19 protein-coding genes are annotated in these 22,239 nt (G+C 49.2%); 15 read left to right on the forward strand and 4 right to left on the reverse strand.

Annotation, left to right across the window (positions count from 1 at the left end; genetic code table 11):
- Positions 1 to 151 precede the first annotated feature (151 nt).
- The 14 genes from ccmA to AK963_RS02170 all read left to right on the forward strand — a co-directional run bounded on the left by ccmA (position 152) and on the right by AK963_RS02170 (position 16,582).
- On the forward strand, positions 152 to 826 hold the full coding sequence (gene ccmA, locus AK963_RS02105; protein WP_238593619.1) for a cytochrome c biogenesis heme-transporting ATPase CcmA: 675 nt from the start codon (positions 152 to 154) through the stop codon (positions 824 to 826).
- Entirely contained in the window at positions 813 to 1,511 is a 699-nt protein-coding gene (gene ccmB, locus AK963_RS02110; RefSeq protein ID WP_202969704.1) for a heme exporter protein CcmB, read from the forward strand. Before ccmA ends, ccmB begins: the two co-directional genes overlap by 14 nt.
- Before the next feature lie 135 nt (positions 1,512 to 1,646).
- Positions 1,647 to 2,381 (forward strand): heme ABC transporter permease, encoded by a 735-nt coding sequence (locus AK963_RS02115; protein WP_066013721.1) that lies wholly within the window; start codon positions 1,647 to 1,649, stop codon positions 2,379 to 2,381.
- On the forward strand, positions 2,381 to 2,704 hold the full coding sequence (ccmD, locus tag AK963_RS02120; protein ID WP_066013723.1) for a heme exporter protein CcmD: 324 nt from the start codon (positions 2,381 to 2,383) through the stop codon (positions 2,702 to 2,704). Before AK963_RS02115 ends, ccmD begins: the two co-directional genes overlap by 1 nt.
- Entirely contained in the window at positions 2,701 to 3,201 is a 501-nt protein-coding gene (gene ccmE / locus AK963_RS02125; protein ID WP_066013725.1) for a cytochrome c maturation protein CcmE, read from the forward strand. The genes ccmD and ccmE overlap by 4 nt, the downstream gene beginning before the upstream one ends.
- Complete coding sequence (locus AK963_RS02130) at positions 3,191 to 5,191, forward strand: heme lyase CcmF/NrfE family subunit (RefSeq protein WP_066013729.1); 2,001 nt, start codon at positions 3,191 to 3,193, stop codon at positions 5,189 to 5,191. The genes ccmE and AK963_RS02130 overlap by 11 nt, the downstream gene beginning before the upstream one ends.
- Positions 5,188 to 5,766 carry a DsbE family thiol:disulfide interchange protein gene (locus AK963_RS02135; RefSeq protein WP_066013730.1) on the forward strand — a complete coding sequence of 193 codons (579 nt, stop codon included), beginning with the start codon at positions 5,188 to 5,190 and terminating at the stop codon, positions 5,764 to 5,766. Before AK963_RS02130 ends, AK963_RS02135 begins: the two co-directional genes overlap by 4 nt.
- Complete coding sequence (locus AK963_RS02140) at positions 5,766 to 6,308, forward strand: cytochrome c-type biogenesis protein (RefSeq protein ID WP_083232393.1); 543 nt, start codon at positions 5,766 to 5,768, stop codon at positions 6,306 to 6,308. Before AK963_RS02135 ends, AK963_RS02140 begins: the two co-directional genes overlap by 1 nt.
- Positions 6,308 to 7,483 carry a c-type cytochrome biogenesis protein CcmI gene (gene ccmI / locus AK963_RS02145; RefSeq protein WP_083232394.1) on the forward strand — a complete coding sequence of 392 codons (1,176 nt, stop codon included), beginning with the start codon at positions 6,308 to 6,310 and terminating at the stop codon, positions 7,481 to 7,483. The genes AK963_RS02140 and ccmI overlap by 1 nt, the downstream gene beginning before the upstream one ends.
- 311 nt (positions 7,484 to 7,794) lie before the next feature.
- Positions 7,795 to 11,304 (forward strand): chromosome segregation protein SMC, encoded by a 3,510-nt coding sequence (smc, locus tag AK963_RS02150; RefSeq protein WP_066013735.1) that lies wholly within the window; start codon positions 7,795 to 7,797, stop codon positions 11,302 to 11,304.
- 270 nt (positions 11,305 to 11,574) lie between these two features.
- Complete coding sequence (gene zipA, locus AK963_RS02155) at positions 11,575 to 12,795, forward strand: cell division protein ZipA (RefSeq protein WP_083232395.1); 1,221 nt, start codon at positions 11,575 to 11,577, stop codon at positions 12,793 to 12,795.
- Between the two features lie 103 nt (positions 12,796 to 12,898).
- The gene (gene ligA / locus AK963_RS02160; protein ID WP_066013737.1) at positions 12,899 to 14,944 is read left to right on the forward strand and encodes an NAD-dependent DNA ligase LigA; all 2,046 of its coding nucleotides are present in this window, start codon (positions 12,899 to 12,901) and stop codon (positions 14,942 to 14,944) included.
- A 153-nt stretch (positions 14,945 to 15,097) separates the two neighbouring features.
- Entirely contained in the window at positions 15,098 to 15,679 is a 582-nt protein-coding gene (locus tag AK963_RS02165) for a transglycosylase SLT domain-containing protein (protein ID WP_083232396.1), read from the forward strand.
- A gap of 123 nt (positions 15,680 to 15,802) precedes the next feature.
- On the forward strand, positions 15,803 to 16,582 hold the full coding sequence (locus tag AK963_RS02170; protein WP_066013741.1) for a DUF924 family protein: 780 nt from the start codon (positions 15,803 to 15,805) through the stop codon (positions 16,580 to 16,582).
- 13 nt (positions 16,583 to 16,595) lie between these two features.
- Here AK963_RS02170 and AK963_RS02175 read toward each other — a convergent pair whose 3' ends face one another.
- The 4 genes from AK963_RS02175 to mnmH all read right to left on the reverse strand — a co-directional run bounded on the left by AK963_RS02175 (position 16,596) and on the right by mnmH (position 20,110).
- Positions 16,596 to 16,832 (reverse strand): YheU family protein, encoded by a 237-nt coding sequence (locus AK963_RS02175; RefSeq protein ID WP_066013742.1) that lies wholly within the window; start codon positions 16,830 to 16,832, stop codon positions 16,596 to 16,598.
- Positions 16,829 to 17,584 carry a tRNA (N6-threonylcarbamoyladenosine(37)-N6)-methyltransferase TrmO gene (gene tsaA / locus AK963_RS02180; protein WP_066013743.1) on the reverse strand — a complete coding sequence of 252 codons (756 nt, stop codon included), beginning with the start codon at positions 17,582 to 17,584 and terminating at the stop codon, positions 16,829 to 16,831. The genes AK963_RS02175 and tsaA overlap by 4 nt, the downstream gene beginning before the upstream one ends.
- A 142-nt stretch (positions 17,585 to 17,726) precedes the next feature.
- Positions 17,727 to 18,872: a MalY/PatB family protein gene (locus tag AK963_RS02185; protein WP_066013745.1), complete on the reverse strand. Its 1,146-nt coding sequence runs from the start codon at positions 18,870 to 18,872 to the stop codon at positions 17,727 to 17,729.
- Between the two features lie 95 nt (positions 18,873 to 18,967).
- Positions 18,968 to 20,110: a tRNA 2-selenouridine(34) synthase MnmH gene (gene mnmH, locus AK963_RS02190; RefSeq protein ID WP_066013746.1), complete on the reverse strand. Its 1,143-nt coding sequence runs from the start codon at positions 20,108 to 20,110 to the stop codon at positions 18,968 to 18,970.
- Between the two features lie 660 nt (positions 20,111 to 20,770).
- Here mnmH and AK963_RS02195 point away from each other — a divergent pair.
- A complete protein-coding gene (locus AK963_RS02195; protein ID WP_066013747.1) occupies positions 20,771 to 22,225 on the forward strand; it encodes an AarF/UbiB family protein in 1,455 nt (484 codons plus the stop codon).
- The last annotated feature ends 14 nt before the right edge of the window (positions 22,226 to 22,239 follow it).

Raw genomic sequence — 22,239 nt, forward strand, 5'->3', positions numbered from 1 at the left:
CCTGATATAATCGCGTCCCTACGCTAATTAGGGACATCAGATAAAGCAGGGCTTTCTCATTGCTTATGGCTTTGCTGCTTTGCGAATCCGGGTCTCAGCGATACACGCTTTTGGTGATTGTTAGAAGATTCAGGAGCTCGCTTTGCTGAATGTGGTTCAGTTAAGTTGTGAACGAGACGACAGGATGCTCTTCAGCAACTTGTCCTTTCAGCTTGATCGTGGAGAAATTCTCCAGATTGAGGGGCGAAACGGCGCAGGAAAAACATCGCTGCTTCGTATTATTGCTGGCTTTTCATCCAGTCTCGATGGGGATATCTTTTGGAATGATCAGCCTTTATCGAAGGTTTATGCTGACTTTCGCCTTGATTGCTTCTTTCTTGGTCATAAACCTGGGCTGAAACTTGACCTGACCCCCTTGGAAAACCTTACCTGGCGGGCCAAGCTGGCCAATACAGCAATCAATCGAGAAGTGTTGCTCTCGGCTCTTGATCGAGTGCAGCTTACTGGTTATGAAGACATTCCCTGTAGCCATCTATCGGCCGGACAGTTACGGCGGGTGGCTTTTGCTGGTCTGATCGCCAGCCGGGCGCGACTCTGGATTCTCGATGAGCCATTCACTGCGATTGATATTGAAGGTGTCTCTTGGCTGGAGAGACTCTTTGATGAGCACACCCAACACGGCGGTATGGTGCTGATAACCAGCCATCAACCATTGAATGACCGTCAGGGAAAACTGCGCAAGTTGAATTTGGAACGCTTTGCCTTACAGAGAAGTGCAGAAGAAAAAGTTGCTGATGACAGGGAGGCCCTGGATGTCGAACTTTGATAAGCAATCCATGCATGGTTTTTCAGCCTGTCTTGCTCTGATTCGCCGGGACCTGACGCTTACATTTCGGTCACCTGGTCAGGCAGTTAATCCAATGGCGTTCTTTTTGATGGTGGCTACTTTATTTCCCCTTGGTATTGCGCCAGACCGGGAAGTGCTTTCAGAACTGGCGGCTGGAGTTATCTGGATTGGCGCTTTATTGGCTGTTTTGCTGTCGCTTGACTCATTGTTCAAAAGTGATCAGGACGATGGGGCTTTGGATCAATTATTGATGTCACCACACCCGCTTCCCTTGCTGGTATTGGCCAAAGTGTTCAGTCACTGGTTGACCAGTGGTTTTTGTTTAACACTGATGGCGCCATTGCTGGCCATCATGCTGCACCTGCCAACAGAGGCCTTTTCCGCTCTTATGGTGACGCTTTTGTTGGGAACGCCTGTACTCAGTCTGGCAGGGGCTATTGGTGCTGCATTAACGGTAAAAGTGCAGCGTGGTGGAGTGTTGCTGACTCTGCTTTCTCTCCCGCTTTACATACCGGTACTGATTTTTGCCACGGGAGCCGTTAATGCGGCAATGCAAAACATGCCATATACAGGCCATATTCTCTGGCTGTCTGTTTTTCTGATACTTGGGATATGTCTGGCACCGCTGGCGATTGCCGGGGCATTAAGGGTGATTAATGAGTAATGAATGTTTTTCAGGATATGGTAAAGAGTCTTGTCTTTATTCAGGCAATTTCTTGAAAAATGAAGAGATTTCCAGCATTGTGTCCCTGCAAAATCAGGTCGCATTGGTGGCGGCCTCAGTAAGTAGAACAAGATCATGAACTGGACGTTTTTTCATAAGTTAGGCTCTCCCAAGTGGTTTTATGATATCAGCGGGAAGTGGCTGCCCTGGCTTCAGGTGTCGTCCCTGGTGCTGATATTGGTGGCGCTTGTCTGGGGACTGGCGTTTACTCCACCGGATTATCTGCAGGGTAACAGCTACCGAATCATCTTTATTCACGTGCCTGCCTCATTTCTTGCCCAGGCGGTCTATATGATGATGGCAACGGCGGCGGCAGTGACTTTGATCTGGAAAATCAAACTCGCCGATATGGCACTGAAAGTTATGGCGCCCATTGGGGCTTCTTTCTGCATACTATCCCTGGCTACCGGAGCCATCTGGGGGCAGCCGACCTGGGGTACCTGGTGGGTATGGGATGCGCGCCTGACTTCTATGTTGATTCTGCTTTTCCTGTACATCGGCATTATTGCCCTGCGCGGTGCAATCCATACAACGGAAGCTGCAGCTAAAGCCTGTGCGATCCTCAGTCTGGTAGGGGTTGTGAATATTCCGATCATCAAGTTTTCTGTGGATTGGTGGAATACCCTCCACCAGGGGGCCACACTGAAGCTGACTGAAAAACCATCCATGGCACCTGAAATGCTATGGCCCCTGCTATTGGCCATTCTCGGATTTTATCTGTTTTTTACGCTGGTGATGGTGCTTCGTCTGCGTATAGAAATTCTGAGTCGTGAACGAAAGACCCGCTGGGTAAAAGAGCTGGTGAGTTGATGTCTATGTATTTTGACAGTTGGAGTGGTTTTCTGGCCATGGAGGGGCATGGGCTTTATGTCTGGAGTGCCTACGCCGTTGCTGCGGTAGTGATTGCTTACAATCTGATTTCACCGGTTATGGCAAAACGGCAGGTAGTTGCGCAAGTAAGACGACAGGAACGATTGGTCAAAAGAAAAGTCGTCGTAAATGACTTCAAGGTCACTACAGATAGTGGTAATGACCTAGAACAACGCTTTGCCAACCCTGAAAGCGCACAACAAAAACATCGCGCTGAGCGGCAGGAAGAAAGCCTTGAGTCTGTAGAGGGGAGTGCCCAATGAATGCAGTTCGCAAACAGAGATTGATACTCGTATTACTGCTGCTGGCAGGTGTTGGGTTGGCTGTGGCTCTGATGTTGTTTGCGCTTCGCGAGAACATTAATCACTACTTCTCTCCCGCTCAGATGGCTGCTGGTGAAGCGCCGGTTGGTCAGCGGATGCGTGGTGGTGGCCTGGTGGTTCCGGGCTCAGTTGAGCGTGATACCGAAAGCCTGAAGGTGAGCTTTCGCATCAGTGATGGTGCGGGAGAAGTGACTGTCCGTTATGAGGGTATTCTGCCAGATCTTTTTGTTGAAGGTTCTGGCGTCGTTGCCCTGGGGAAACTCAGTAATGACGGCGTTTTTGAAGCATCGGAAGTGCTGGCCAAGCATGATGAGAACTATATGCCCCCGGAAGTGCAGAAAGCTATTGATGACGCACATCCAAAGTCGGGTTACTCAAAGCCGGCTGCACAAACCACTGCTCAAAGTGAGTTGAGGAGTCTGCAAGATGGTAGCTGAAGCTGGCCTGCTGGCTCTGATTATTGCTCTGTGTCTGAGTCTTTTGCTCAGTATCTTCCCGTTGGTGGGCAGTTACACCGGTAATATCCGTTTGATGAATCAGGCCCGCTCCCTGTCCTGGGGCCTGTTTGCCTTTGTTGGCTTTTCTTTTTTATGCTTGGTCTGGGCATTTATTACTGACGACTTTTCTGTGGATTATGTCGCCAGGCACTCAAACAGTCTGTTGCCTGTACAGTATAAAGTGAGTGCCACCTGGGGTGGTCACGAGGGATCGCTTCTGTTGTGGGTCCTGATTCTAGTCGGCTGGATGGCGATGGTTGCACTTAAAAGCTACCGCCTGCCTCCTGAACTCTCCGCCAGGGTACTCTCTGTCATGGGGATGATTACCGTTGGCTTTTTGCTGTTTACTCTGCTGACGTCAAACCCGTTTAACCGGATCCTGCCTTTTTCTCCGGAAGATGGTGCAGACCTGAACCCTCTGCTTCAGGATTTTGGCCTTATCGTTCACCCGCCCATGCTTTACATGGGCTACGTTGGTTTTGCCGTTGCCTTTGCCTTTGCCATTGCCGCACTTCTGGGTGGACAGCTTGATACTGCCTGGGCTCGCTGGGCCAGACCATGGACGACAGTGGCCTGGGTTTTTCTGACCCTGGGGATTTCACTGGGTAGCTGGTGGGCATATTACGAGCTTGGCTGGGGTGGCTGGTGGTTCTGGGATCCGGTAGAAAATGCTTCTCTGATGCCCTGGCTGGTGGGAACGGCACTGATTCACTCTCTGGCAGTAACAGAAAAACGCGGACTGTTTAAGAGCTGGACGCTGCTGCTGGCCATTTTCACCTTCTCATTGAGCCTACTGGGTACATTCCTGGTTCGCTCAGGTGTGCTCACATCGGTCCACGCTTTCGCCAATGATCCGGAAAGAGGGGTCTTTATCCTTTTTTACCTGATGATTGTCGTTGGTGCATCGTTGACGCTGTTTGCCCTCCGGGCGCCTGAGGTACGCAGTCGAATCAGTTTTTCCATGGCATCTAGGGAAACACTGCTGCTGGTCAATAATATTTTGCTGACCGCCAGCGCTGCGACGGTGCTTCTCGGAACTTTATTCCCGTTGCTTCTGGAATCTCTCGATATGGGCATGATTTCAGTTGGGCCTCCTTATTTTAATTTTGTGTTTGTCCCAATGGCCATGTTGCTGGCCTTTGCCCTGGGTTTTGGTGTTCTGCTCAACTGGAAGAATGGTTCCGTTAAATGGCTGATCAGTCAGACTCGATGGATTTTGCTGGTATCCATCATAGGTGGTTTAGGGTTCAGCCTGTTCTACGGTGAAAGCTTCCTGATCAGTGAAGTGCTGGCCATGGCACTGGTGCTTTGGATCGTGCTCACCATGGTCCGGGATATTCTGAATAAAACCCGAAACACCCGGGCTAGAAACGGACTGATGGAGGCGTTAACGCGACTGAAACCCGCGTATTACGGGATGCATCTGGCGCACCTGGGCTTGGCCGTCACTATTGTTGGTGTCGCAATCACCAGTGGTTACAGCAGTCAGCGTGACTTGCGGATGGCTCCCGGTGACCGGGTAACCCTCGGTGAGTATCAGTTCCGTTTTGATGGTGTCAGGTTGCAACCCGGGCCTAACTATACATCCGAATACGGTTCAGTGACTGTATACGAAAATGGTCGTCAAATAGCGGTGCTGCACCCTGAGAAGCGAGTCTATACCGCGCAGCAGATGCCCATGACAGAAGCCTCCATTGACCCCGGACTAACCCGCGATATTTATGTTGCGCTGGGGGAGCCATTGGGTGATGACGGCAGCTGGGCCCTGAGACTGCATATTAAACCTTTTGTCCGCTGGATCTGGCTGGGCTCCATATTTATGGGACTTGGTGGTGCTGTGGCGATCTCAGACCGGCGATACAGAATGAAAGTTCGTCAGAAAGTGAGCGCATTGAGACCGTCTGGAAATGAGGGAGTAGCCAGCGCATGAAGCGACGTTTGCAACTGTTTTTGCCGCTGGCGATTTTTCTCGGGCTTTGCCTGATGTTTTATGTGGCGCTATTCCGGGATAACCCGGGAGAGCTGCCATCCGCCTTGCTGGATCAGCCTTTACCGACATTTGAACTGGCAACGGTTAAGAATCCTGACAGAACAGTGACCAGAGAGAGCCTGCTGGGTGAAGTCGCCCTGATCAACGTCTGGGCCACCTGGTGCCCTGCCTGTCGTGTAGAGCATCCATATCTTGTGGATCTGGCCAATAAAGGCATTCCCATTTACGGTGTGAACTACAAGGATGATCAGCCTGAAGCCAGAAAGTGGCTGAAGACGCTGCATGACCCTTATCGCTTCAGCATCAACGATAAGAGCGGTTCTCTGGGCATAGACCTTGGCGTTTATGGCGCACCGGAAACCTATTTAATCGATCATCAGGGCGTTATTCGGTATAAGCATGTCGGCATTGTTGATGCCAATGTCTGGAAAAATGACCTTGAGCCCAGGTTCAGGCATCTGAAAGAGAAGGCGCTCAAAGCATCCGCAAATAACCATGAAGGGGAGGCCAGGTGATGAAGCGCTTAACCTCCCGGTTGATCATTGCGCTGTCGACCATTCTGTTTATGGGGACGGCTTATGGTGTTATCGATTCCTATGAGTTTTCTAATCCTGAGCAGGAGCAGCGCTTCTTCGAACTGACCAATGAGCTGCGTTGTCCAAAGTGTCAAAATCAGTCCATAGCCGATTCTAATGCCCCCATTGCCCAGGATCTTCGGCGAGAAGTGCACCGCCTGTTAAATGAAGGTGCAGACAACCAGACTGTTGTCGACTTTATGCTCGCACGTTACGGTGACTTTGTGCTCTATAAACCCCGTCTTTCAGGGGTGAACCTTGTGCTTTGGCTTGGGCCTCTGTTGCTGCTGCTGGCAGGTCTGACAGTGCTTGTTGTTGTCGTTCGCAAGCATAAAGTGGCTGTTGCGGAATCCACACAGGCTGTTCCTGATGGACAGAACGTCGAAGAGGAAGCGTTGCTGGATCAAAAGCTGAATAGATTTCTGGCAGACTCGTTGAGCGAGCGTTCATCAGAAGATAAAAAAACGGATGGTAAGGAGTAATGATGGAGTTCTGGTTAGTTGCCGCATTGCTGATTGCCATTGCTGTGCTGGTTTCTGTCTGGCCATTAATAAAACCAGCAGTGTCGGCTCCGGATGAGTGTGAATCTGAAGAGTCTGCCAACGTTGCCAGTTTTCGTGATCAGATGGCAGATCTCGACTGGCAGTTCCAGCAGGGGCTGGTGTCAGCAGAAGAGGCGGAAAAGCTGAAACTTGAGTTAAAGAAAAAACTGGCTGATGAGTTAGGGGATGAAACGCCAGCCAGTGCGTATTCCCTGTTGAAAAAGCCGGGGTTTGCACTGCTCATTGCACTGATTGTGCCTGTGTCCGCTGTACTCCTTTATTTTAAGCTGGGTGCAACCACCGAGATCGCGGTAGTCAACGCCATGAGAAATGGCCACCTCAATAGCGAACAGGTGGAAACCGTTCTTAAAGACTGGGTGGCCAAACGACCTGAGAATAATCAGGCGCTGTTCATGCTGGGCAGTCATTACCTGAGAGCAGGCAAGCTGGATGAAGCGGTTAAAACCTATCGACACCTTGCCAGTATCAGTAATGGGCATCCCCAGGTAACCGCAGAACTGGCTCAGGTATTGTTTTTAAGCAGTAATAATGTGGTGACACCTGAAATCCGGGAGCTTTATGAGCAGACACTGCTGAAGGAGAGTCAGAATACCACGGCACTAGGATTGAAGGGGATTGATGCCTTTTCCAATGGTAACTACCAGGAAGCGATTGCCGCCTGGCAGCTGGCGTTGACCCATGAAGTCGATCCGACAGCCCGGCAGTCGTTAAGTGCGGGCATTAATCAGGCTCGCTCAATGCTGGGTGATACCGTGGTTGCTCTTCGGGTCATGATTGATCTGGACCCAGAGATGGGTGAACTGCCGGATGATGCGCGTGTGGTAGTCTTTGCCCGCCCTGCCGGTGATGCTAAACAGCCCCCCGTGGTTGCTGTTCCGCTGAGTGTCAGAGACCTTCCCCGGGAAGTTGTACTTGATGATAACAGTGCGATGATGATGGGTGGACAGCTGTTGTCATCAATCGACAGCCTTGATATCACGGCACGGATCAGCCTCACTGGCAATGTGATGTCCCCTGATTATCAGGTGCAGGCTAAAGGGGTGAAAACCACGGCAACCGAGCCGGTCAGGCTTACCTTTACGCCAGCAGGGTAAACTGTGATTCTTTGAACTAAAGTGCTTCAAAGCAGTCTCAAGTTATTAAAAATAATGGAAGTCGCCTTTTTCATTTCGGAAAAGGCGACTTTTCTATTAACTGTGGTAATGTGTAAGATCTGGATTGAAAGAAATATAAACTCTTTCAAATAAACGATTCGCTATGACAAGGAACCGGAGCCCAAAGCAACATGCTATGAATGGTGGTTTTACCGGAGCATAAAGCCCCATAGCGTGAACTATTGGTCAGTATTCAGGCTTGTATATTCTATACAGAGCCGGGCCCCGACAGTGAAGAGCTAAAGGAAACGATGCGTTTAAAATCCATCAAACTGGCCGGATTCAAATCTTTTGTGGACCCCACAACGGTTCACTTTCCCTCCAATATGTGCGGTGTTGTAGGCCCCAATGGCTGTGGAAAATCCAATGTTATCGATGCCGTCCGCTGGGTAATGGGGGAGTCTTCTGCCAAGCACCTGCGTGGCGAATCCATGACCGACGTTATTTTCAAGGGTTCCAATAGCCGAAAGCCTGCGAATCAGGCGATGGTAGAGCTGATTTTTGATAATAATGAGGGGCGGGTTACCGGTGAATTTGCCGCCTATCGCGAAATTTCTGTTAAGCGCACTCTTAATTCGGATGCCAAAAACACCTATTTCCTCAATGGCAGCAAATGCCGACGCAAAGATGTTATGGATATCTTCCTGGGCACAGGTCTTGGGCCCAGGAGCTATGCCATTATCAGTCAGGGCATTATTTCCAACCTGGTAGAGTCGAAACCTGATGAGCTTCGGGTCTTTATTGAAGAAGCTGCCGGTATTTCCCGCTACAAAGAGCGCCGCCGTGAGACGGAAAACCGTATCCGCCGGACCAATGAAAACCTTGAGCGACTGACAGACCTGCGGGAAGAGCTGGGGCGTCAGCTTGGCCATCTGCAACGTCAGGCTCAGGCGGCGGAAAAGTACAAAGAGTACAAAGCTGAGGAGCGGCTTAAAAAGGCTCAGCTCCAGGCGTTGAAATGGCAGACCATCAATACTGGAGCTCAGTCCCAGGAACAGGCTATCCGTGAGTTTGAGGTCCAGCTGGAAGCGGCGATCAGTCAACAGCGTTCGGCGGATGCCGCCATGGAAGACGATCGTGTCCAGCAGATGGAGCTGAGCGATCGTTTTCATGAAGCTCAATCCAGCTATTACGGTACGGGTAATGAAGTTACCCGTATTGAACAGACCCTGCAGCATCGGGAAGAACGCTCCAAAGAGTTGAGTCACGACCTTGAACAGGTGGAGCACAGCTGGGAAGAAGCCCGTGAACAGCTGGCGGATGATCAACAGCAGCTGGAAGCGTTTCAGGAAGAGCTGATTGAGCTGGAGCCGGAGCTGGCCATGCTGCAGGATCAGGAGTCGGACTCCGGTGATGTTCTGACCCAGGCAGAAGAGGCCATGCAGCGATGGCAGCAGGAGTGGGATAATTTCAATCAGCGATCCCATGAGCCAAAACGAACCGCTGAAGTTGAACAGTCCCGTATCAATCATGCCGAGCAGGTGATGGGGCGTTTGCAGGAACGGGAAGGGCGTCTGAAAGAAGAGTCAGCCGCTCTGGGTGGCACTGAAGATCAGGAGGAGATGACCCTTCTGTCGGAAAAGCTGACCGAACTTGAGTTGACGGCAGAAACCGTTGAGCTGCGTATTGAAGAGTGTGTCGAAGCGGTTGAGCAGCAGCGTGATCAGGTACAGAACCTGACGGCTGAGCTGGAAAACAACCGGGATGAACTCAGCATGGTGCGTGGTCGACACGCATCTCTGGAAGCCTTGCATCAGGCATCACTGCATCAGGATACAGGAACCATTGAGTGGCTTGAGCAGTATCAGCTTAATGAACATACCCGTTTGATGGATAAGCTTCAGGTAGATACTGGTTGGGAACGTTCAGTCGAAACTGTCCTGGGCGACAGCCTGCAGGCAGTGTGTCTGGATAGCCTTGATCCAGTGGCTGATGCGCTGGGTGCGTTAGAACAGGGATCTCTGGTTCTGTTGGAAGCAGGTACCAACCATCGGTATTCTCCTTCGTTAAGTGAGCTGCCACTGCTGACAGACAAAGTGATCAATGGTCAGGAAGCTCTGCCCCTGTTGGCAGGCATCTATGCCGCGGATTCACTGGAAGCAGCGCTTTCCCTTCGTTCAAAACTCCAGTCCGGTGAATCGATCATCACGCCGGATGGCATTTGGCTCTCTTCCGGCTGGCTGCGGGTTAACCGAGGTGTTGATAATAATGCCGGTGTTCTGGAGCGCCAGAAGGAAATGGATGCTCTGGGTGAAAAGCTGATCACTCTGGAAGAAAGCAGTCAGCTATTGAAAGAGCAGCTTGAGAGCGCAAGAGGAAAGCTTGAACAGCACGAGTCCCAGAGGGAACAGCTGCAGAAGCAACTGTCCGATTTAAATCGGAATCAGGGTGAGGTTCGGGCCGACCTCGGCGCTCGAAAGGTCAGGCTTGAACAGTTTTCAGAGCGTCGTCGACGCCTTGAACATGAGCTGCAGGAAGTCAGGGAGCAATATGAGCTTGAGCAGGAAGTGATTGGTGAGTCCCGAATGCGCCTGCAGGAAGCGCTGGACCATATGGAAGAAGACATTGGTCGTCGGGAAGTGATGCAGGAGCAGCGTGAGAAGCTGCAGACCCGTCTTGAAGAGGTGCGTCATCAGGCACGTTTTGATAAAGAACGCGCCCATCAGCTTGCTCTGCGCCAGCAATCCATCAATACCCAGATTGGTTCTTTGAAGGCAGCGATTGAGCGTTTAAGCCAGCAGTCTACCAAGCTCCGTGAGCGACGGGAGTTTCTCAGGGAGTCCATGTCAGAATCCAATTCTCCAGAAGGTGATCTGCGGGAACAGCTGGAGGAAATGCTGGCCAGACGCCTTGAGGAAGAAGAGGCGATGCAGCAGGCGCGGATGGCGCTTGAAGAAGTTGAACAGCGAATTCGTGCCGGAGAGAAGGTTCGCCACAGTGCTGAGCAGCAGGCACAAAAAGTTCGGGAGCAGCTGGAAAAACTGAGGATGGACTGGCAGGGGATGCAGGTTCGTCGAACAACATTGGCTGAACAGTTGAAAGAGGATCAGTTTGATCTGGAAACGGTACTTGAGAACCTTCCGGATGATGCTTCCGAAGAGCAATGGGAGCAGGAACTGGAGAGGATCGCTGCACGAATTGAGCGTTTGGGTGCCATCAATCTGGCGGCTATTGAAGAGTACGAAACCCAGTCAGAGCGAAAGCAATATCTGGATGCCCAGAATGATGATCTGGAGTCAGCTCTCAATACACTGGAAAATGCCATTCGCAAGATTGACAAGGAGACCCGTCAGCGGTTCAAGATGACCTTTGATAAGGTTAATTCTGGTCTGCAGGAGTTGTTCCCCCGGGTATTTGGCGGTGGGCAGGCGTATCTGGCGTTAACCGGTGAAGATCTGCTGGATACCGGAGTAGCTATAATGGCTCAGCCGCCCGGAAAGAAAAACAGTACCATTCATCTGCTTTCCGGTGGTGAAAAGGCACTGACGGCGATTGCACTGGTATTTGCCATCTTCCAGTTGAATCCGTCGCCCTTCTGTATGCTGGATGAGGTTGACGCCCCTTTGGACGATGCCAACGTTGGGCGGTATGCCAAAATGGTTTCTGAAATGAGTGATAAAGTGCAGTTTGTTTACATCACTCACAACAAAATCGCCATGCAGGCCGCCAGCCAGCTGGTGGGTGTGACCATGCATGAGCCCGGAGTGTCCAGACCAGTATCGGTGGATATTGAGCAGGCCGCGGCAATGGCTGAGTTGTAAGTATCCATAGTGGGATGCTTAAGAGTTGGATAAATAAGCTATGACTTTGACACTAAGCAGTCTATAAAGCGCGTAAAGTAAGCGTTCATAGCTTAATTTGTTATTTTTTTATTGTAATATTGCAACGTTGGCCGATTGCAGCAGTAATTAATGCAGATGTGATAAATGACAGTGGTCTATTTTTCATAATGGTTATTGTCATAAAGTGTTATCACAGGGAAGCAGACTGTAATTCGGGCGTTGTTTCAAGGTCTACAGGGCAGCAAGGACATGAGTTTGCGAGAATGGCTAATACTCATAGGAATACTGGTAATCGCCGGCGTATTGGCTGACGGTTATCGCAGGATGCGACTGGCCAGAAAAAGGTCATCGGAAATCAGCTTTGGCCTGGAGGAGGTCAAAGGCTATGACGATGATTTCTCCAGTGAACTACCTAATGGTGGTGCCCGGCCCAGTTCTCTGAAGGAAACTCTTCTGAAAGAAGGGTTTGCCAAAAAGGATTCTGCCAGAACTCGTGTTGAACCCGGGTTTTCAGGGGGGGATTATTCCGATGACTACTCAGAAGGGGCTGTTGAAGAAGCGCCTGTTTACCCTGAATCGTTGAGACAGCGTCACCGTCATTCTGCTGGAGAAGCTGAATTACACGCTGAGGAAAGTTCAGCAAGGGACTCTACTTCCAGGGAAAAAGTGAGAGCTCAAAGGGCACTTGACCTGGATGAGCCTGTTCCAGTGCTTATGAATCTGGATGACTCACAGCAATCCGCAAGAGAAAAGCGCCTTTCATCTGCCGAGGATAAGTTACAAGCTGAAGGTTTTTCACAGACTGAAGACTTTTCACGAGTTGAAGGCTCTGACCGATCTGTTCGCTCTCGTGAAACGTCCAGACTGGATGCCGAGCCGGAAGAGATTGTTGGTCGCCCAAGAGTGGCAGCCAGCCAGGGGAAGGCTCCGATTCAGGAACGTGAAGTTTCGGCCAGAGAGAGTTCGAACCCGCAGAAAGAGCTCAATCTGGGAGGCCGTGAAAAAGCTGAGAAATTAAAAGACCGTCCACCTGCCAGTGAAGTGATTGTCATCAACGTGCTGTCAAAAGGTGGTGGTATTTTTGCGGGTGAACAACTGATGCAGTCCATGCTGGCCTCAGGTATGCGCTTTGGCGATATGTCGATTTTCCATCGTTATGCGAATGCCGATGGTACCGGAAAAATTTTATTCAGTATGGCCAATGGCGTTAAGCCAGGTACCTTTACCATCGATAATCTGGAAGCCACTGAAACGCCGGCGTTGAGCCTGTTCATGAGTCTGCCGGGGCCAGAAAAACCCATGCAGGCATTTGCCCTGATGGAAGAGACAGCTCGTCGTCTTGCCCTTGATCTGGGTGGAGAACTGAAAGATGAACAGTTCAGTGTGATGACTCAGCAGACCCTTGAGCACTGTCGTCAGCGTATTCGTGAATATGAACGCAAGCAGTTGGCGAAACAGCCGGTGCATTGATATTCCTGCGGGCGGGCTATAGCCATTCAGGGTGAAGCCAGCGGCCTGATGTTTTCTACAGCGGGTTCTCTCTTAGAGAACCCGCTTGCATTTGATAATCTCCATGAGCATGACTTCTTCAGATCTTCTTTCCCCTGAGCTAGCAGAGCAAGAGATACTTCAGCTGCGTCAGCAGATCAGTGAGCACAATTATCGATACTATGTTCTGGATGAGCCGGAAATTCCGGACAGCGAATACGATAAGTTGTTTATCCGCTTGAAATCGCTTGAATCTGAATATCCACAATTGATTACTGAAGATTCTCCTACTCAGCGGGTTGGAGGTACTCCATTGAAAGCGTTTGGTCAGGTTCGTCATGAACTGCCAATGCTCTCTCTGGATAACGCTTTTGATGAAGAAGATCAGGCGGACTTTAATCGCCGGGTTAAAGAACGTCTGGGTACCACTGAGGATATTGAATACGCCTGCGAACCCAAGCTCGATGGTATCGCCGTCAGTCTGTTATACGAAAATGGCCTTCTGGTCAGGGCGGCTACCCGTGGTGATGGTACTACCGGGGAAGATATTACCCAGAATATTCGTACGATCGAGTCCATCCCACTGAAGTTGATGGGGGATGACTGGCCTGAGCGTCTTGAAGTCCGTGGAGAGGTGTATATGCCGAAGGCCGGTTTCGAGCAGTTAAACCGGCGGGCCAGTGCTAAAGGTGAGAAGACGTTTGTAAATCCGAGAAATGCGGCTGCTGGCAGCTTACGACAGCTCGATTCACGCATAACGGCCAAGCGCCCTTTGACGATCTATTGCTACAGTGCAGGCGTTGTGGATGGTGGAGTGCTGCCGGATACGCATGGTGAGATTCTTGCCTGCTTCAAAAAATGGGGATTACGGATCAGCCCTGAATTAAAGGTCGTCAAAGGTGTTCAGGCCTGTGAAGACTACTATCAAGCCATGGCTGAAAAGCGTGAGGGGCTTCCTTACGAGATTGACGGTATTGTTTATAAAGTTAACTCCATTGCCCAGCAGCAGGCTTTGGGGTTTGTTGCCCGGGCTCCTCGCTGGGCTATCGCCCGTAAGTTTCCGGCACAGGAAGCAATCACTACGCTTAAGGATGTGGAGTTTCAGGTAGGGAGAACCGGTGCGATCACTCCGGTCGCCCGTTTGCAGCCCGTGTTTGTTGGAGGGGTAACGGTCAGTAATGCGACCCTGCACAACATGGATGAAATTGAACGCCTGGATATCAAAATAGGTGACAGTGTCGTTATCCTCCGGGCTGGTGATGTTATTCCCAAAGTGGACCGGGTAATCCATTCCATGCGCCCTGATGACGTCCGGGATATCAAGTTTCCTGATCGCTGCCCGGTGTGTGATTCTGAACTGGAACGGGAAGAAGCCATCTTGCGTTGCTCTGGCGGACTGTTCTGTTCCGCTCAGCGCAAAGAGGCCATTAAGCATTTTGCCTCCCGCAAGGCAATGGATATTGATGGCCTTGGGGATAAACTGGTTGAGCAGCTGGTCGATCGTAAATTGATAGAAACGGTTGCAGATCTTTTCAGTCTTTCTGCCTTGGAAGTTTCCAGCCTTGAACGTATGGGTAAAAAATCGGCTGAAAACCTGATCAATGCCCTTGATCAATCCAGAAAAACCACGCTCTCCCGTTTTATTTATTCTCTGGGTATCAGGGAAGTGGGTGAGGCAACCGCACAGGGGTTGGCAGGTCACTACCGAGATTTGAATAAGTTGATGGCTGCCTCCGTTGAAGATTTGCAAACCGTTGATGATGTTGGCCCCATTGTCGCAGGTCATATTGAGAAGTTTTTCCGTCAGGAGCATAACCGTGAGGTGATTGATGCGCTTCTGGCGAAAGGCGTTGCCTGGGAAACCGAATCTTCCGTTGTAGAAGAGGGTGATCAACCGCTTGCTGGTGAAATCTGGGTATTAACCGGAACTTTAAACGCAATGACCCGCGATGAAGGCAAAGCCATCCTGCAAAAGCTGGGCGCCAAGGTGACTGGCTCAGTTTCCGCAAAAACGTCAGCGCTGCTGGCTGGTGAAAAAGCCGGTTCAAAACTGGTCAAGGCAGAGAAGCTGGGAGTGCGCATCGTCACTGAAGATGATTTTATGCAGATGCGGCAGGAGTGGGGCGTGTAGTGCCTGTGGCAATTTGATTTGAGTTGAACCCCGGAGTTCACAAAGTTCCGATAAATACTCCTGAAAGTCGGAATTGATCAAGCGGAATAAAGCTTATCTTTTCTCTGTGTGCTTTGTGATCTCTGTGGCTGAAATTAGGAGGATGGCGGCTGAATGTCAAACCTGAGCCGAAAGCTGTTTGTTTTGATCGTGTCTGCAGTACTGGCAGGCTGTGCCACCAAGGCACCACCCGAGAAGCCCCACAATCTCTGTAGTGTCTTCAAAGAAAAACGTGGCTGGTATAAAGACGCCAAAAAATCAAACCAGCGCTGGGGGACGCCCATCCAGATCATGATGGCCATTATGTATCAGGAATCATCTTACCGGCACGATGCCCAGCCTCCGCGCCCATGGTTTCTCTTTATTCCATTACCCCGTGATTCTTCTGCCTACGGCTACTCCCAGGCTCAGGATGGTACCTGGGATCAGTATGTCAAAGAGGCAGGGGGCTTTTTCTCCAGCCGGAAAGATTTTGGCGACTCCATCGACTTTATTGGCTGGTATACCCATAAGTCCCGCAAGATTAATGGAACTTCACTCTGGGCAGCGGACCATCAGTACCTGAATTACCATGAAGGCTGGTATGGTTACCGCAAGGGAACCCACAAGAAAAAGAAATGGCTGCTGAATACTGCCGGTACGGTTAAACGAAGAGCCAGTGACTATGGTGAGCAGCTGCGCCGCTGTAGCCTGTAATGGATATAGAAGGCTTTCAGGCTGTAAAAGTGATCTGGGTCGTCGATAAAATAAGTTGTCTTAAATAAAGTTGTAATTGCCCCATTTTGGTCTGTTGCCAAGGTATTCCAAAGGGAATTGATAATGCCTTCGCGTACATTTTTTCTGCCATTTCTGCTACTAATGGCCTTCCAGTTACCCCTGTTCGGATGCTCGTTGGTTTTCGAAGAGGGGTTTGATTCTGATCAGAGCAGCCAATTCTGGTTGGCCAGGTCTAATCCTGAAGCCTTGGAGGTTCTACGCTTCTGGTTTGAAGAGTGGGATGCCGACATGGAGCAGGGGGGGGCGGGTCGATACAATGAAAAATGGTTTCCCCATGGTCCAAATGGGCTGGCAGGTAGCCAGGAGATTGACCGTCTGACCCGTGAGAAATTCCTATCACTCTTTGAGTTCGTAGTTTCTGGTCAGCATGACTGGGATATTCATCGTAATCCTTTTGATAACCTTGCTTACATTATTCTGATTGATCAGTTCAGTCGAAACATGTTCCGTAACCAGGGAAGAGCTTTTCGTTATGATGGTTTGGCTCGGGATGCGGCGAAGGTCAATCTGGAAAAGCAGTTTCACAAGCACTACTTCACGGGCTATCAGAAGTTATTTGTTATTTTTCCCATGATGCATCATGAAAATCTGGCTTCACAACAGGTTGCTCTTGATTATCTAAAAGCATTGAATGAACACCCTGATCATCCGTATGAATTCCTTAACGCGCTGAATAAAGCTTTTGAGCACTACCAGATGGTGTATATGTTCGGGCGTTTTCCACATCGAAATCAGGCGAAACACAGAATATCTACAGCGCTTGAGGAGGCGTACCTTTCGAAGAAAGGCACCAAAGGGTTTATCGATGGTGCCAGCTGGTAGTCATCGTCGACGGTCAGGCGTCCAGCTCTCTCAGGATTTGCTTTGCAACATCCTTGTGCAGAATATTGGGTGTCTGGCTCTCCTGATCAAATACGATCACCATCTCTCCAGATTTTAAGCGGGATAATACCTGCGCTACTCTCTTGGAAAGTGTTTCGTCATAGCCGTTATCCGTCCCTTCACGGCTGACGAACTCTTCGATCAGACTCTTAAGCGTTTCCGGCTCAATCATGTCATGGGGAATAATCATTGCCCATTACCTTCCTTTGTATTCTCATCCAGTTTAAGGGGCTCCAGCTCTTTCACTAGGAAGTGATGGTTTGTGTATTCCCAGACCACATTCAGATCCCATAAGGCGGTGCCATGGCGCCGTTCGGAGGTTCCCCTCAGGTAGGCCGGTCTTGGATCCTGACCAAGCACCTGCTCGATCAGCAGAATCAGTTGTCTGCCGGTTCGTTGTTCATAACGCAGGCATTGATTCATGGCCTCATCGGTGAACTTCACTTCGGCCATTTGCATGGGTAAGGGAGCAAAGCCCCCCTTGGCATTAGGCAGTGCGTCGGCATAAGGCAGGTAGGGTTTGATATCTATAACTGGAGTACCATCAAGAAGGTCTACAGCCCCAAGGTGCAGTTTCAACTTACCATTTCCTGATTCAATTTTACGCAGTTCAACCACGGACATGCCCATAGGATTGGGGCGATGTGTCGAGCGGGTAGCAAACACCCCCATGCGCTGTCGGCCACCCAGCCTTGGTGGGCGGATGGTCGGACGCCAGCCTTCATCCATGGTCTTGTGGAAGATAAAATGGACCCAGATATGTGAAAAACCATCCAGACCACGTACCAGATTTTCCTGATTGTAGGGTTGGATAAGTTCCAGTGTGGCTTCAGCGGCAGTGACAATACCTGGCTGACGGGGGATTCCGAATTTCTGGCGGTAACAGGAGCGAATAACACCGATCTGTTCAAACTGGAATGAGTGGGTGGTGGCTTCTTTCACGGTGAATCTGGCAAGTTGTTGGGTCGGATATAATGACGCCCGGCAGTGCTATTGGCAACAGAGTATTTTTGAGCCATAAGGAGCACGAAGCTCACAAAAGTAATCCTTCTTTTCTTTGTGATCTTCGTGCTCTTTGTGGTTTTCAGAGCTGTGCAACAGCTGTGGCTATTCGTTTAACTCCCTCTTCCAGCAGAGATCTACTGCAGCCAAAGTTCAGCCTCAGGTAATTTTCATCACCAAACTGTTTTCCTGGTGAGAGGCCTACACCGGCCTGTTCAAAGAACTGGTGTGGGTCTTCCAGTCCCAGTTCGCTGACATCAATCCAGGCCAGGTAGGTTGCCTGCAGTGGTTCCATGGAAAGGCCCGGGATGTTATTGATGGCTTCCAGCAGGTAATCATGGTTATTACGCAGATAGTCCAGTAATGACTGCCGCCAGGGTTCGCCATGACGATAGGCCGCTTTTGCTGCAGTGTAACCAATCAGAGTGCTGTCCGTTGAAGGTACGATACCGGTACGAACCCGGTTGAACTGATGACGTAACTGATTATTGGGAATAATGGCAAATGCACAGCCGAAACCGGCCAGGTTGAAGGTTTTGGACGGTGACATCAGGGTGACTGAGTTGTCTCTGGCAAATTCGCTGATGGAGGCATAGGGAATATGTTCGGCATGGCGATCAAGAATCAGGTCGCAATGCACTTCATCTGAGCAGACGACAAGGCCATGCTTTTTACAGAGCTGCTCAAGATTTTCCAGCTCTGTCCGGGTAAATACCCGACCATTCGGGTTCTGAGGGTTGCACAGCATCAGCAGCTTCGTGCTGGGCGTGATTTTCTGCTCCAGGCTTTCGAGATCAAGAACCCATTGATCGTTTTGCTTAATCCATTCGACACCAATAAGCTCACGTCCTGCCAGCTTTGGAGCCATCAGAAATGGGTAATACACAGGAACAGGGGAGATAACCCCCTCTCTTTTGCCCGCATAGGCTCGAACACAGACATTCAGTGCCGATACCAGGCCTGGTGTCCAGACAATCCATTCCGGCTCAATATCCCAGTGATAGAGATTGCGACAGCGCTCAACGACAAGCTGTTCCAGCTCACTGTCGGGCTCGGTGTAACCAAAAACCCCATGGTCGATACGTTGGTGCAGTGCTTCGATGATTTCAGGTGCTGACTGAAAATCCATATCCGCTACCCACATAGGGAGAACGTCAGGACTGAAACGTTCCCATTTTAGGCTTGAGGTCTTGGTTCGATTCACCACTTTATCGAAGTCGATGCTCACTGCTTTATCCTGTTATCGTCGTTTTTCTAGTAAGAGGTGCTGCTCTATAAATACAGCCTCAAACTCCCCTGTGAGGCTGAGTATTTTATCAATGCTCAGGCTTGCGCTATTGTATCGCTATTTACCAGCAATGTGCTGTAGCTCTCCTGAATCTTCTTTCGATCTCCCCGGAAGATAATGTCACCTTCCTTCTGCTCCAGCTGATAGTCATACATGGGGTCGTAATAATTGCTGAGCAGGTCACTGATCAGAGGGCTATAGCCTTCTATTACACCATCCGTTTTATGTTGCTGAATGGCATTTTCCAGAATGTCGGTTAATTGCTGATAGCGCTCTCCACCCAGTCGGCGGCGAATGCGGTAAAGGCTGCCGGAGAGGCCTTCGGCAAACTGATCAAAGCCCTGTTGCTCACCATAAGCATCAATAAACTCGGCAAGATTGTCGGTAACATATTCCTTAAGACCAATTTTTACCCGTTCTTCCATGGTCTCTTCGAGCAAAATTAACGGGGATTGCTGCATTTTGTCCCGCATCTCCTGAGGCAGGCTGCAGCGGCCAATCAGTTTACTTTCGTCTTCCAACAGAACAGGCATGCCGGGGTGCTTATGGCGATGCTTCAGCAGCGCGATGGACAGACGATTTTCGAAATCGATCTGACTGGGCTGCCCACCATATCGTCGGCCAAAACTTGAGCCTCTATGGTTCGCGAGACCTTCCAGATCAATGCTGTAAGGCAACTGTTGAATAAGGTAGGTTTTGCCGGTACCGGTTTTACCACTGAGGATAATAAACGGAATGTCTTTAATGGAGCGTTCCAGTTCATCAATCAGAAAGCGTCTCAGTGCTTTATAGCCACCTTTGATTAATGGGTAAGGGTAGCCTGATTCTTTAAGCCACTGCTGGGTAATATGGGAACGCTGTCCACCGCGAAAGCAGAACAGATACCCCTCTGGATGTTTATTAATAAATGATTGCCAGTCTTCGAGTCGCTGTGCTCGAACATCGTCAGTAGCCAGCTTATAGCCTAGTGCTACAGCCGCTTCAGGCCCTTCTTTCTTGTAGCAGGTACCAATCAGATCGCGCTGCCGGTCGTTCAGAATGGGGGCATTCGTAGCAGTAGGGAAGCTGCCTTTGGCAAACTCTACAGGGGCGCGAACATCCATCAACGGGATGTCCTGAAGAAAAATAGACAGGAAGTCTTCAGTATTGGCTCTTTCTTGATGTACGGATATCGTCATTGAGGGCTGCAGTGGCTGATCAAAACTGCATAGTGTCGTACCCGAGGCAGTGATTTGGCAAGTCTGAATATGTGAAAGGGTAACCGTAACTACCCTTACATAGGCTGAATCAGAGTCATAGCAATTACATTTTCTAACCCTGTGGCAGTTAAAGGTCGTGACAGATGCAGCTGAGTCATCTCATATTTAGAGCATAGAGTTGGTATAAGTTTTAGTGGGTCATAAATGCTCAAAATCTGGTGGTGGCGATCAGTTTTCTTATGATTTTTTACTGATTTTACTGGGTCTCAGAAGGTTCCCGGTAAAATTATCCATCAAATCTCGAGTCAGTTACATTGACACTCTGGTTAGTGACTCTAAAGAGATATCATTCATAATTCTGAGCTCTGACAGTTAGAGGAAATGTGTGAACAAGTCCACTCTTGCCTTTGGTAAACCTTGGTATTAGTGGTGATATTTTTGGAAAAAGGGACTTACTCGTAGCCTCCACAGGTAAGGCATATTTAATGCTCTAAGGAGCTGTCCTGAAATCACTTCCCTGTTTTCAGTCAGAATGCCCAATGAACAAGAAAGGGATCAAGTGTTACCTATAAAAGTTAAAGTCCAGTTAATGACCAGTTATCAGTTACCAGTTTAATTAATTTGAATTGAGGTATAAAAATGAATACAGAAACCGATTTTCTGTTAAGGCGAATCCAACAGGGCGAATATATTATTAACAATGAAAAAAAAGCCATTGTAGGAACAAAAAATGGGTTCTCTGTTTATCTGACTGATCATGGTCGTTTTGCTTATGTTAATGATGATTTCTCAGAAAACTACCGAACTTCAATACGTACTATTTATGAACTGGCAGAAACTCTTCTCAGCAGTAGAGATATTTCATCACAGATACCACGTCGTAACCATGTGGCAACACCAAAGCGGATAACAAAACAGAATACTGGTATGGCTGGTGCAACAGGTGGTGAAGTATGTGCTTTAGTGCCTATTGTGGTTGCGGGACGATGTCATAGAGGATGTGTTTATCCTGAGAATCCTGATGGCAAGCCAGCTAATACTTTAATATCACCAATTGAAGCGGGAAGGGAACAGTCTGTTACTCAGAAGGAAATAGCTAGAAAGCCAGGCAAAATAACTCCATTGATGCATAATGAAAGGTCCCGTTTCAATCCTGATGTCAGTGCAGCTTGCTCAGTTGATGTATCTAATTTTCCTGGAGCGAGAGAAGAAGCAACCCAGCTGGATGATGATTCTCTTAAGTTTCTTAAAGAGTTGAATGAGTGCTGGGGCGATAAGGATAAAAACAAGGGCGTTATAAGGAGCAGTGGCTATTATCTCTCGCGAGGTGCTGACGGTATTGTCTTAAAATTGCGTTTGAAAAATGGTCAGTATGTTGTTGGAAAGTTGCCATCATCTAGTTCGGCAGGAAATCTGCTCGATAGGGATATTAGCAAAGGAAAAACATATCGTACTACATCTAATGCTGCTAAATCGCAAATAGTAAGAGGAAAATTGGATCGAAATGTCACCATAACCAATTTACCAGAAGTTGCCTTTGTTATTTCGTTTAGCAAGTATATCCCGGGTGTAACCCTTCATGAAAAGCTGAAAACTAAAGAAAGCCCTATATTTAAGCCGGAAAATATCAAAGTATTTGCCCGTCATTTATTGAATGAGTATAAAGAACTCTGGAATACAGGGTATATGCACGTTGATGCACATGCCTCCAATATTATGATAAAGCCAGATAATATGCCTTGCCTTCTGGATTTTGGTCGTGCAAGAGGAATGAGCGAATATTGGGTAAAGAGAGAGCTCATGACCATAGGACATCACTTACTGACACTGGCACTCAAAAATCCTGAAATTACGGCAACGAAATTTGGTGAAAAAAATCCATGGCCAATGTCAGTTATTTTGCCTTCAGGTGGTCAGTTCTCAGGCGGTTACACTTTAGATGAAAATCCACATCTAAAGACGTTTATTTTTAGTAAAGCAAGCGATGAGTTTTCAGATCTTCGATCATTATTGCAGTGGCTTTACGATGAGAAGACGAAATTCACCTTGGGTTCATTTAAAGAGCTGGAGCTGCACCCTTATTTCAGGGATTAATACTTCTTTGGTTT

It is taken from the genome of Endozoicomonas atrinae, assembly GCF_001647025.1.
Taxonomy (GTDB): domain Bacteria; phylum Pseudomonadota; class Gammaproteobacteria; order Pseudomonadales; family Endozoicomonadaceae; genus Endozoicomonas; species Endozoicomonas atrinae.